This window comes from Elusimicrobiota bacterium, assembly GCA_026388155.1.
GTDB lineage: Bacteria > Elusimicrobiota > Elusimicrobia > Elusimicrobiales > UBA9959 > UBA9634.
In genome coordinates this window covers 45,460-57,962 of record JAPLKI010000013.1, presented here as the reverse complement: position 1 = coordinate 57,962, position 12,503 = coordinate 45,460, and the positions used below count along the sequence as shown (strand labels likewise).

The following is a 12,503-nucleotide window of genomic DNA, read 5'->3' as shown; positions in this document are numbered from 1 at the left end:
CGGCCGGGGATCTCAAGTTGGGAAATTGCTTTTTTCAGGGACGGCCCTTGAAGGTGCGCGCCACGCGCTCAAAAACCGGAAGATGCTTTGAATAAATATCTTTGGGGGCCGAGAAATGCATGACAAAGAATCCGTCTTTAGCCGGCAGGACATAGAACTTTTCCCTGAGCATAACGCTTTCGTCCGACTTGCTTTCGGGATGGAGATAATGTTTTTCCTCGCGGTCGAACTCGAACGCTTTCCTTTTGTTCAGGGCTTTGGTCGTTACCGGGCTGTATTTGTCGGTCGCCGCGGCCATCTCATCCTGTGAATTGCTGTCCACATAGTCCTTGTAATCCTTGAAGTATTTATTGCCTTTGGAAAAGTACGAAACATATAAGGTCACAGGGACCTTTTGCGCGTCGGGGGCGATAAGCTCTATCTTAAAAACCCCCATCTTCTCCTGATCGGCTTTTTTCTCCAGCTGCCATTTCTGAGGAACCTCGCATGAAAAATAGCCGTCCATGGAGAAAGCCTTAAACTCTTTCCCCTGGACGCCGGCGGCCGGTTTTGCGGCCCAAAGCGGGGCTCCGGTCATAAGCAGAATAAGGATAATTCTTAACATATAGCGATCCTCACAGAGCGGGCACTTTGCTCTTAGGCGCGGCCGCGGTGGTTTTAACCACCTGCCGCATGGAACCGGTCCACTCACTGCCGTTTTGATAATGGTCCTCGTATAAACTCTTATGCAGAAGATCGTCCTGGATCTTTTTAAGAACGGCGGTCTTTATCCCGCCCACCGAACCGGCCAGCTCCTGGGTGGTCATAGCCTTGGCTTCATCAAGGCTTTTGCCGGAGTTCTCTATTCCAGCCAGCTCCGCCGGCGCCAGAGCATTCCTTCGTTCCAGTTCGCCCGATATTGCTGAGAGTATTTGCGAGGAAGCCGCGCTGAACGAGGGCAGACCGGGATAATAGTCCTGATTCACCTTGTCGCCGAACTCATCGGTGTTCTTTCTGAAGGTCCTTTCAAGCTCCAGCCGTTTGTCCGCGTAGCTGCTGGAAGAAGCGCGCATTTTCAGCATCATGCTTTTGAATTTGGGGTCGTTCTTAAGTTTCCCCATGGTGTAAAGCGCTTCCATGGAACCAGCCTCCTCCTCATCTTCCGCCACATAGGGCTTGTAAACGCGGGCCTTTTCGGCCCAGGCGTGCTGCATCTGGTGCGTGCCCTCATGCACCAGCATGGGTGAAAGGTATTTGCTCAGGCCCGCAAGCTGTTCCTTGCTGCTTACCATGGAATCGGCGGTAATATTATTGACCCGCATATACTGTTGTATGAGCTCGGAGTCAAATATCATCTTGCGCGAGGACGGGTCATACTTGGCGTAGCAGCCCTGGCAGGACTCTATCGAAATATCGAGCCTTGCGCCCGAAGCGTAGAACTTGGCCACCTTGTCTCCGGCGACGTTTCCTTTTATCTCCGCAAGCATTGAGGGCCCGAGCATTTTGGCCAGCAGCTCGTTATTTTGAGGGGATATGGTTTCGCCGGGCTTTGACTGCCTTAAGCTGTCGATTTTTCTTTCCGCCGCAACGGGGCCCTTTATCTCGCTCTTGTCAAAAGCGTTGCCCAGCAGATAGATCTGCTGCTCTATGGGCTGGTCCTGAAGTTTCGCCAACTGGGCCGGTTTCAGCCTGGATTTAGTAAGTTCAACCGCGTTCATCTGGGCGATATACTTTTGCAGGCGGCCATTGCCCGGGCCGTCCAGGTAACCCAGGATCTCGCTGTTGCCTATGGAGGAAACAAAGGCGGGGTCGCTGCGGGTGGAACTGCCGACAAAACGGTCAAGCGCCTGGCCCGCTTTGAGAGTCATATAGTTATTCCTCTCTTTCAGCGTCATCGTCTCCCAGAGCGCCTTCATATCGGCTTCGCTTCCCTTAAAAATGGCGTCGCTCTTCACGATGTTCATTAAAAAGTTGCCGGTGGAATTTTTTACCTCCCAGGCCGCCAAAGAACCATGGCGATATAGAGGGGAAAAAGTATATCCATTGAACAGCGCATCCCAGTTTCTGAGCGATTTTTTCAGCAGAGCGGTCTTGCCGGCGTCATATTTCTCGTATTTGGCCGCCCAGTCCAGCGTTTTCTCGGGCTCCGGGGCAAGGCCGACTTTGGCAAGCGGCGACTGGTCCAGCAGGCGGGAGGCTATGGCTTCGCTCAGGTTCCGCTCCTGGGCAGCCGTCCAGTTCTTACCCAGCAGTTTTTCATACTCCGTAACCGCCCCGGCTTTTGATTGTAAGTCGGCGGCTTTGCGGGGGTCTGAAATAATGAGTTTATCCAGCAGCTCGGAGTCCGCGAGAAATTTGGCCGCGCCCTCCGGGTTGGCGGAGCTTATCTGCGCCTCATAGATCTTAAGCCGGGAAGATTCTTCTTTGGTCAGTTCCTGGGCGCTCAGGCCGCAAATACCCGTTCCCGCGGCCAAAGCGGCCAGCGCGAGGAACCGGGTTATTTTCAGCGTTTTCCGTCTCATAAAAAACCTTACTTTTGCTGCCTCGTGAGCATTAACTTTATAAAGTCGTCCCAAAGGCTGTCGGCGGCAAATCTGGTTTCATCATAACTGGAGTCGTATATCATCTGCGGGAAATAAACGGCCAGCCCCATCGCGCGGGTGTAATCACCATTCGGCCCTGTGTTAGCGTTGGCGATAAGCAGGCTGCCCGAGATGAACCTCTGCACGGCCTGGCCTTTGGCTTTGAGCGCCGGGGAAACTTTGGGGTTAGCGTTTATCTGTTTGATAAAATCGTAAAGATCTTTTGAGCGGGCGCTGTAGCCGTCATCAGGGCCCTTGTTGTTATACTCAAAAGAGAGAGTACCTGAAATAGCCGGCTTAAAGACGGCGGCGTTCTCCGGTTTTTTAGCCTCGTTCACCCAGGCGTTTAAAAGCTGCACAAAACCGTCCAACTGCGAGGTTCTTATGGCGGAAATGGTGGTGCCTTCGTTTGCGTTCAGGGTGCTGGCCTGATTGGCGTCGTAAAAATCGTGGAACTTCTCGACGATAATGCGGCCGAGGCCTTCCGCGTCCGCGCCGGGATTTGAGTTAAGCGCCTGAAGGATGGTGTCGTAGGGGAAGCCGTTGCCGGGCACTATTTCTTCGGCGCCCACCACCACATCGGTTTTATCCTTAAGCTCATAGGCCACGCTCGCCATCTGCATCAGGCAGGCGTCGGAAGCGTAGAGGTCCACTTTCTTGCCGGTGGAACGCGCTATTTCGGCCAGCGCCATGGCTATCTGCTTGTTGCGGATAAAATTTCTGGTGGTATCGTCATAGGCTATGCCCAGCTCCGCGCCGCTGTTGTCGGCGCCGCCGATGTCTTTGCGGCCCGAACCGTGGTTCCAAAGCACGGCCATCACCCTTTTGGCCGGGTATTTTTTTATGGACCACTTTGCGAAATCGGCAAAATGCTTCCAGCTGCCCATGTCGGCGTTCGGCACTTTGATCCCGTTCGAGATGATATGGGTAAGGTCGTCGTCGCCATCCACCATATTGGCGATAGGGAACCTTGTGTCTTTCTCAATAAGGAACCTGGCGGAAGTTCCCCTGTCGTTAACCACTCCGAGTTCGGCGGTCACGGCCACTTTATCCGTGGAACCCACCGTTTCCATTTCGTTCACATCCATTATGGCCGCCGGCGCCAGATTGTTGCGGCCGTTTATGAAAACCAGCACCAGCCATTCGCGCTCGGCGGGGGCTGTTGCCGGCGCCGGAGCCTCAGCCGCGGCCGCCGCAACAGGAACCGGCATGGATACAGGAGCCGCGCTTAAACCGGTCCCGCCGCTGTAAAGCTTATCAAAAGAAATATCCTGCGCCCCAAGGCCCAGAGCCAGAGCCGCCACGACCGCCAATGCTAAAAGGATATTCTTTTTCATAACTTCCTCTAGGATATTCTTGCACATAGCTTGACTTTTATCAAAGGTCTTAAGCCCCATGGGACAATAGGCCTTTAGACCTATACCCGCAAAAATTGTTTCTTGTTCATCGACGGCGTCCAATAAATAGTATAGCAGTATATCTTGACTTGTCAAGGGGGAAGAGCGGCAAAGCCGCCCGTCACAAGTCACAAGAGCACAGGTTACAAGCAGCTTAAGGTAAGATCCTTAAACGATGTGTTTCACCGTAACCTGTTGCCTGCGACCAGCAATTGAAGGTTTATCTCGGTTTTGTTCCGGAAAGCAGCGTTTGTATGACGGTATTGGCTATAGTAAGGCCGAAAATACCCGTAACGGTGGGCAGACTGCCCAAAGCGGCCCGCTGGCGGCCGCGGTCGTAGTAATCTTTTTCAGCCCCGGCGGCCTGACGGGCGTCCAGACGCAGCCGGCCCAAAGGCTCAGTGGAGTAAACACAGGTGAACTGCGCGGGAGAGTTCTTTTTCCTGAGCCAGTACCGGAGCCGGGTCGCAAGCGGGCAGCCGCGAGCTTCGGAGAAAGGACCTACGCGGATGGCGGAAGGGTCGGTGCGCAGGGCCGCGCCCATACAGGAGATAAGCCGCAGCCCTCTTTTTTGTGTTTCCGCTATAAGCTCGGTTTTAGGGCCCATGGCGTCTATGGCGTCTATCACCATGTCAGGGGCGTCCGCAAGTATGGCGCCAAAACTCTCGGCTGCGGCGAAAATTTTGAGCGGCTCCACGCGGCAATCAGGATTAATGTCAAGCACCCGGGCGGCGGCTATATCGGCCTTATGCTTGCCGATGGTCGAGCCCAGAGCGTAAAGCTGGCGGTTAATATTGCTGGCTTTTATGATATCAAAGTCCACCAGCCGCAGGCGGCCAACGCCCACCCTGGCCAGACCCTCCACGGCATAACTGCCCACCGCGCCAAGCCCGGCCACCACGACAAAAGAGGCTTTCAGGCGTTCAACGCCTGCTCCTCCCACCATTAATCGTATGCGCGCCAGCCTGTCTTCGGGCATAGTAAAAGAAGCGAATAGCGAATGGCAAATAGCGATCAGGGGCGGCGGAATTTTTTTATTTTCGTACCGGGGCGATATTCCCTGAAAATTTCCGGGGTGATATTCCCTAAAAATTTAATTCCGTTGGCCCAGGAAAGTTCTGCGAGACTTTCCCCGGACCGGTCCAATATCACCGCGGCGGCGGAAACGACCTGGGGCAGGCCCCAGAGGTCTAAGCGCAGGCCCGTAATGTCTGACTTTGGCGCGTCGGTCTCAAACAACAGGCGTTCGGGAGGCACGGCCCGAAGCGCCTCCCGCAACTTTTCCCTTCTCGGATTCATTATGGAGGCACTGAAGGAAAAATAAGCGCCCAATGCGGCGAACTCTTCCACCATTTCGGCCGGACCGCCGTAGGAATGGAACATGAAAGCGCCGGGCCGCTCCGTTCTTATTATTTTCATCATCCTGCCCCAGGCCTTCACACAATGCACACAGGCCGGCCGCTGCAGCATTTTGGCCAATCTCAGTTGGGCCGCAAAAACCCCCTCCTGCAAGGTGATATTGGGCTCTTCGGCCTCTTCGACCTCTTCATCCTCTTCGACCCTTTTCGCGGCGTCCAAACCTATTTCCCCCACGCAGGAAGACGCGTGGTGCAGCAAAAAACTCTCAAGGTTATGGAGCCAGCCAGGCTCGTCTTCCCTGATAAACCAGGGGTGCAGGCCGAAACAGGGCACAATGCTTTTATACGCGACGGCAAGCCCCATAACTTTTTGCCAGTCCAAAGGTGAAGTGCTGTTGCAGAGCATAAGTTCCACGCCCGCGGCGTCGGCTTTGAGCAGGGCTGCCGCATCTTCTACCGGACCGGCATAGTTCTGTATGTGATTATGCGCGTCAAAGAATCTGGCCATTGGTAAAGTTTACATGATAATCCCCGCGGCTGGCAAACTCAGACCCGCTGATTCCGGGCGACTGAAGTGCCCAAACGCATATAGGTCCATAAACTTTGAAAGATTAGGCCTATCGCCTCTATCTCAAAACCGAAAATTTGACTAAACTTGAAGTGTAGCGGGACAGAAAGTTTTTCGAACGCACGACAGGACGGTATATTCAGGAGGAAACGGCAAAATGACAAAATACGTAACTCTGGTTTTAGCGGCGGCCGTCTCATTTTCCGCCAAAGCCTACGCAACTGATGCGACCTTTGATACAGGCAGCGGCAGTGATACTACGCTTGAAGCATTGAAAGCCTTCGCCGGCCCCGGCGGCCAGCACCATGACGGTATCCCCCAGCCCGGCCAGCCAGGGCATGTTGACCCTGGGCACAATGGCCAGCTACCCGATAATCACGGGCATGACAACCTCCCGGGCAACCATGGCCAGCCCCAGCCCGGACATATTGACCCGGGGCACAACGGCCAGTTCCCAGATAACCATGGGCACGACAACGGCCCCGGCGGTCCCGGTCATCATAATGGCCCCGGCCCTCAGCCCGGCCCATGGCATCCGCAACCCGGCTATCCTGATAATAATCATCACGACCAGCCCTATTCCCCGGTCTACCCGGACATGAACTGCGTCACCTGGGAATTCACCGCGCAAACTCCCAACACGCGCACCGATACCGTCGGCGGCGAGGAGATGAGCTTTGACTGCTACACGGACAACACCGGCACACAGTACTGCAGGCCCACCGGCAATTATTTCAGCCGCAAGGTAACCGTGAACATCGGCACCCGCCAGCTGGAATCCTGGGAAAAAGAATCCCTCAAGGTTTGCGCAGATTCAGGCTCTTCCGCCCGCGTGGACACGGACGGCATGCTCTACCAGTACACCGTATCGTCGCAGGACCATAACGGCTTCCTGGGCTTCGGTTCGTATACGGAATTCACGCTGACCCCGGGCGCGAAGAAGCCGGCCCAGCCGGATTCAAAGGAACTTTCCGTGGCATCCGTTGTAAGCGCCCAGGACGGCGTGCGTCTTACGCTTAATGACGCGCGCGCCCAGTATTTCCAGGGCGAGCAGATAACCATTACAGCGGACGGCATGCGCATACCGGAAATAACCCCCGACATGCCAGTTCAGGATGTGCTGGACTCGTTTACTCAGTTTAAGGTCACGGGAACTTTCTCAGTGGCCGGATCCTACCAGCTCAAACTGATGGATAAGCCCAAGCCGGGCAAATACATGGTTACAATAACATTCTCGCGCCAGGGCCCGCTTTCCTCAGGCGCGTCCGCGGATGTGATAGAGACATTTGAAATTAAGTAACCGGGCGTAATACAAAAAACACCCCGCGTCCTTTAAAAGGCGCGGGGTGTTTTCTTTGAATTCAGTTTTGTGAAGGCTTAGGCGATCCGTATTATGAATATGGTTCTAAAACGGCCAAAATAGTATTATTATTATGCAATGGAAACACCTAAATTTGAGCTTTACGCGCCTGTGCGCAATACCATAAACAACGCTCTCGGCGTGGTTGTAAAAACCGCCGGAGAGAACATCACCATACAGCCCTTGTCAGGCGAGCGCATAACATTCCGCGCCCAGTATCTGGCCCCCGCATCGGAAACTGAAACTGCCGAGTTGGCCCCGCTTACAGCCCTCATTAAACAGGAAGGAGAAGACCGAGGCAAACTAAAAGCCCCGCCCGACCCCGCCTTTATCCGCGCCGAATTTGACAAATTTCTGCATCACATCGCCGTGCGCTATCCGGCTTCGGGCGAAGCTTTTAAAGCTTTTTGGCAGGATGTGCTGGCCGCTGCCGGCGACCTGCCCGGCCAAACCTGGGAAATGAAATCCAACACGGCGAAAAATCCCGGCCCCGTGCTTAAGGTTTACAATGCCGCCACCGGAAAATGGGTGTACTGCCTTACTTTCCTGGCCGGCTGGGGCCTGCGCATGGAGATCAAAAAAGAATTCCTGCCGCCCGAAAGCGTTCATCTGTTCCCCATAGACCACGCAATGTTCGGCGCCGGCCGCGCGGTAGAACTGACTTACGCCAAATTCACTCCTGAAAAGCAAAAATCATATCTGGACTGCATAAAAACCATATACAGGAAAACCGAATAGACGGAGGCTGTAGGCTTACTGCGAAATTCGTCCAAAAAACAAGCGCCCCGCGAATTGCGGGGCGCTTGTTTTTACATAAACTGCCGTTTAATGCTGGACCACCGAGAAGAAACAGTGATCAGCCTGGGACGGAATATTGTAGAAGTCGAACACGGGGGTTCCGTCACCGCCGCGATAGACGCCGTTCACCGGGTTGCTGACGGCGACCATATTCTCAAAGGCGTCATAATAATAGAAGCTCGCCGTGCCGTTGAACGGCATGGTTTGATCTATTATAAAGCCTTTGGCCGAAGAGCCGGGGATTACTGTGCAGACGGTATGGAACTGTGAGTAAGGATGATTGTAATTCGCCCACCACGCGTTGTAATTGTTCCACCAGTCATTGTAGGCGGGATCCGGGTGCTGCCAGCCATTGTGGTTCCAGTCATTATGGTCCCAGTCGGGATGACCATTGTGATGCGGATGCCATTGGCCGGGCTGGGGGCCGGGATGCCACGGACCAGGCTGGGGACCGGGTTGCGGATGCCATGGACCGGGCTGAGGGCCGGGATGCCATGGGTCGGGCTGAGGACCGGGATGCCATGGGCCGGGCTGAGGACCAGGATGCCACGGGCCGGGCTGGGGACCGGGATGCCACGGATCAGGATGCGGGCCGGGCTGCGGATTCCATGGGCCAGGCTGAGGACCGGGCTGCGGATGCCACGGACCGGGCTGCGGGCCAGGGCCATTGTGATCGCCATGACCGCCAGGGCCGGGCTGGGGACCGGGGCCATTGTGATCGCCGGGGCCGCCGTGACCGCCGGGGCCACCGCCAAATTTCATGTTATCCACTAATGCTTTGAGATCACCGGCATTGCCGCCGGCGGTATCAAAGGAAACTACTTGCGCTGAAACGAAACCCGCATAAGACACCAGCGTTACCGCCAGCACAAATGCGCTTTTGCCAAACTTTTTCATTCATACCCTCCGTTATTATTTCTCACTACTACCTTAAATCGTACCATTGATTAAGTGTCCGCCTGAAGAGACTAAAGGCCAATATTTTTCAGGCAAAAGACCTATGCTAAATACCCTAAAGGCCCAGGTGAAGACTGAGAGCTGAAGGATAAAAGAAGAGGTGCCCGTGACAATAGTGTGAAACTGCGCGGCGCAATAAAACAAAATGCGGGAATCCCCCGCTTGAGACTTGTGTCGTGTGCACTTGTGATTGGCGGCTTTGCCGGCCCGCCCTTGACAAGCCGGTATAATGGCATATACTATACTGGCGGGGTCGTTGCGGAAAGTTTTACGGGTGGACACTATAGTTTTATGAACTTGTATAAAGTATTCAGCGCTTTGCTCTTACTTATGCTAACGGCTCTCCCTGCCGCCGCGCAGGAAAACGTGCCCTGGGGAGCCCCTGACTACACGCTTGAATTCAAATACTTTCAGGAAACAAGCCGCCAGACCGAAGAGAACTGGGCCGCCCTCCCGCAGAAAGACCGGGAGTACGAACTGCTGGCCGTAAAGGAAGACTCCCGCATCCGGAACGGGCAGATACGAAGCTTTTACGCCAAGGCCATGGAAAAATGGGACATGGAGCGGCTACGCCTCCATATTTACGGCGTTAAGGAAGACAAAATAAGATTAGTGACCATCTGGCTTGGCGAAGAAAAAGCCGCCGCCCTTAAGCGCAAACTGACCGTCACGCGCGCGCTTACTGATAAAGCCTCACGCGCCGGCCTTGACGAGAACGACACCCGCGCTTTGACGCCTTACCTGCTGGACGAAACAATAGCCGCCCTTAAAGCCTTCAAAATTTCATCCGGCGCGGACAGCGCCGCACAAAACCAACCGGGCGCGGGCGGCCACGGCGAAACGCTTAATAATTTGACTTCGGCCGGCGCTTCGGCGCTTAGCAATGAGAATCTGACCAAATTATACGACGGGGGCAGCATAACCGGAGGCGAGCCCGTGGTTTCCGGAGCCGCCCGCGCCAGCGCGTCGGAAAGGCCGGCTGCGCCGACGGTTAAAGCGGGCAAGGCCGCTTTCGCCATGCCGAAAATAGCGGCCCCGGACGGAACAAAGTCAGCCGCTAAAGAAAACAAGTCTTCCGGCCTTACCTCCGACGCCTATGGCGTTACGGTATATATTAACGGAAACTCAACGCCCCAAACCTTCCGCCAGGGCGGCGAAGCCTCCGCCGCCATACGCAAGTTGCCGGACGGTTCAATAAACAAGGTTATCTTCTACGGCCATGGCGCGCCGGGCTTGCAGACAGTGGGCAGTTTTGAACTGGACTCCGACAACACTCCGGAAATTCTCAAAGGTAAAATGTCCGCCGGGGGCCTAGTGCAGTTTGAAGGCTGCAATACCGCTTCCATAGGAGAGAAGCCAAGCATAAATCCTCTTTTCGGCCTCTCTATCGGCATGCGGCGCCTGCTATATTTCAGCTTGCCTTACTTTCAGGAGCGCCTGCACGGCCAAAGCGCCGATGAGGCGCGCAAAACGTGGGAAAAGGTGTGGAACCAGGACCTGGCCCGCGACACCAGCGTGAAACTGCGCGGCTCCGTGGTATGCGGCAACCGCACTTTCGGCCTGGTGCCTGGCCGCCTGCCGGTAATTACCACCATCCTGGGCAACCAGGAAGCAACAACTCCGGGCTATGTGCTTTCCAAAAAAGCCTGCTATCTTAACGGCGCAGAGGTGAAAGTACCATGACCGACGCTTATTATCTTATAGAGACGGCCCTGTTGTGCGCCAGCCCTTTCGCGTTAATCGTGATCGGCATTCTGCTGCGCCGCAAGTTTAAACCCGTCATCCCGCCTGAAGGAGCCGAAGCGCCGCAGCGCTCCTCCGGACATAAAGCCGCGCGGCTTCTCGGCAACTTCCTTTTGGCGGCCGGCGTCTGTGCCGTGATCCTATGCGGCGTCTTCCTGCTGAACTACCTCGGCAAAATCTGAACAAGACGGCCGGGTTTGTATTAATGGAAGAATTCAATACATGCGTAGGAGGGGAAACCGCCATGCGGTGTCCCTTAAGCAGTTGGGAAGGGGTCGTCTACCAAGGGGCCTATGGCCTTCAGACGGCCAACTGAGTTTTTCAGGCTAATGGCAGGATCCGGATCAAAAAACAGGCGCCCCGCGGATTGCGGAGCGCTTGTTTTTTAATTTCCGAAGCACCAGCGACTGCGGCTTTCGGATCAGAGCAGCGGATTTGATATCAGGCCGTCGGCGAGTTTGGGTTCGAACCAGGTGGATTTGGGCGGCATGACCTGATTGTCGTCGGCCACGGCTATCAGTTCTTCCAGCGAGGTGGGGAAAAGCGCGAAAGCCGCTTTCATTTCGCCTGAATCTACCCTTTTTTCAAGTTCTTTCAGGCCCCGGATACCACCCACAAAATCCACGCGGTTGGATTTGCGCAGGTCTTTAATGCCGAGCACCCTGTCCAGCACAAGGTCCGAGAGCACGCTTACATCCAGCGCCAGCACAGGGTCGGCCGTTTTTGAAGGAGTGGGCGCCGTGGGCTTGAGCAGATACCATTTGCCTTCCAGATACATACCGAACTCACGGCGGGCGGCGGGCTTGGCCTGGCCTCTTACTTCCTTAACCTCAAAACTTTCCTTAAGTTTCGCAAGGAAATCCTCCGGCGTCAGGCCGTTCAAATCCTTAACGACACGGTTATAATCCCATATCTTCATTTCGTTAACGGGGTAGGCCACGGCCAGATAGCAGTTATAAGGCTCGTTGCCGGCATGAGCCGCGCCGCGCTGCTCCATCATGTATTTTTTTATCCGGGAGGCGGCGGCCGAGCGGTGATGCCCATCGGCAATATAAACGGCCTTTTGTTTTTCAAAAGCGCCCTCAATTACGCGGATGTCGGCCTCCGCATCCAGGATCCAGATGGTATGAATAACCCCGCCGATGCCTTCCACGGAGAATTCCGGCTTTTCCGCCGATTTTCTTTTTATAATGTCGTCCACTTCGGGTATCTGCTTGTAGGCTATAAGCCCGGGGCCCGTCTGGGCTTTAACAAATTTTATCTGGTTTACCCTGTCGTCCTCTTTTACCGGGCGGGTGAACTCATGCTTCTTAATACGGTTGGCATCGTAGTCTTCAATACACGCGCCAACCACCAGGCCGGTTTGTATGTGCGCGCCCATCTGCAGGCGGTAAACGTAAAAGCAGGGTTTCTTTTCCCGCACCAATACGCCTTCTTCCAGCATTTTCTTGAAATTATCCGCCGCTTTCCGGTAAACCGCTTCGGAATAAACATCCGTCCCTTCCGGCAGATCTATCTCCGCCTTGGAAACGTGCAGAAAACTCAAAGGCTTGCCCTTGGCGAGTTCCCGCGCCTCTTTGGAGTTCAGCACATCGTATGGCGGAGCCACCACATCCTGCGCTTTGCCTTTTGCCGGCCTGATGCCGTAAATGGGATTGAATAAAGGAAGTTTGGACATATAATTGTCAGCGAATAGCGATTAGCAAATAGCGAATAGGGTGTAAGGAACTTCCTTATTTACTATTCGCTATTCGCTTCTTT

General features: G+C 54.8%; 11 protein-coding genes. 4 read left to right on the top strand and 7 right to left on the bottom strand.

The features are described from left to right. Positions 1–34: 34 nt before the first annotated feature. The 5 genes from NTX59_04905 to NTX59_04885 all read right to left on the bottom strand — a co-directional run bounded on the left by NTX59_04905 (position 35) and on the right by NTX59_04885 (position 5,824). On the bottom strand, positions 35–604 hold the full coding sequence (locus NTX59_04905; GenBank protein MCX5785005.1) for a hypothetical protein: 570 nt from the start codon (positions 602–604) through the stop codon (positions 35–37). Between the two features lie 10 nt (positions 605–614). Beyond that, complete coding sequence (locus NTX59_04900; protein ID MCX5785004.1) at positions 615–2,501, bottom strand: hypothetical protein; 1,887 nt, start codon at positions 2,499–2,501, stop codon at positions 615–617. 8 nt (positions 2,502–2,509) lie between these two features. Further along, complete coding sequence (locus NTX59_04895; protein MCX5785003.1) at positions 2,510–3,898, bottom strand: clostripain-related cysteine peptidase; 1,389 nt, start codon at positions 3,896–3,898, stop codon at positions 2,510–2,512. A 280-nt stretch (positions 3,899–4,178) separates the two neighbouring features. Continuing rightward, positions 4,179–4,937 carry a tRNA threonylcarbamoyladenosine dehydratase gene (locus NTX59_04890; protein ID MCX5785002.1) on the bottom strand — a complete coding sequence of 253 codons (759 nt, stop codon included), beginning with the start codon at positions 4,935–4,937 and terminating at the stop codon, positions 4,179–4,181. A 35-nt stretch (positions 4,938–4,972) separates the two neighbouring features. Next, complete coding sequence (locus tag NTX59_04885) at positions 4,973–5,824, bottom strand: TatD family hydrolase (protein ID MCX5785001.1); 852 nt, start codon at positions 5,822–5,824, stop codon at positions 4,973–4,975. Between the two features lie 217 nt (positions 5,825–6,041). Here NTX59_04885 and NTX59_04880 point away from each other — a divergent pair, with 217 nt between their 5' ends. Further along, positions 6,042–7,184 carry a hypothetical protein gene (locus NTX59_04880; protein ID MCX5785000.1) on the top strand — a complete coding sequence of 381 codons (1,143 nt, stop codon included), beginning with the start codon at positions 6,042–6,044 and terminating at the stop codon, positions 7,182–7,184. Between the two features lie 138 nt (positions 7,185–7,322). Continuing rightward, a complete protein-coding gene (locus NTX59_04875; GenBank protein MCX5784999.1) occupies positions 7,323–7,982 on the top strand; it encodes a hypothetical protein in 660 nt (219 codons plus the stop codon). A gap of 87 nt (positions 7,983–8,069) precedes the next feature. On the opposite strand, the gene NTX59_04870 is transcribed toward NTX59_04875, so the two are convergent. After that, positions 8,070–8,804 carry a hypothetical protein gene (locus NTX59_04870; protein ID MCX5784998.1) on the bottom strand — a complete coding sequence of 245 codons (735 nt, stop codon included), beginning with the start codon at positions 8,802–8,804 and terminating at the stop codon, positions 8,070–8,072. A 525-nt stretch (positions 8,805–9,329) separates the two neighbouring features. Here NTX59_04870 and NTX59_04865 point away from each other — a divergent pair. Together NTX59_04865 and NTX59_04860 are read left to right on the top strand one after the other, a co-directional pair. Next, positions 9,330–10,682 (top strand): hypothetical protein, encoded by a 1,353-nt coding sequence (locus tag NTX59_04865; GenBank protein ID MCX5784997.1) that lies wholly within the window; start codon positions 9,330–9,332, stop codon positions 10,680–10,682. Then, entirely contained in the window at positions 10,679–10,924 is a 246-nt protein-coding gene (locus NTX59_04860; GenBank protein ID MCX5784996.1) for a hypothetical protein, read from the top strand. The genes NTX59_04865 and NTX59_04860 overlap by 4 nt, the downstream gene beginning before the upstream one ends. A gap of 239 nt (positions 10,925–11,163) precedes the next feature. Here NTX59_04860 and NTX59_04855 read toward each other — a convergent pair whose 3' ends face one another. Further along, a complete protein-coding gene (locus tag NTX59_04855) occupies positions 11,164–12,420 on the bottom strand; it encodes a DUF1015 domain-containing protein (protein ID MCX5784995.1) in 1,257 nt (418 codons plus the stop codon). Positions 12,421–12,503: the final 83 nt, after the last annotated feature.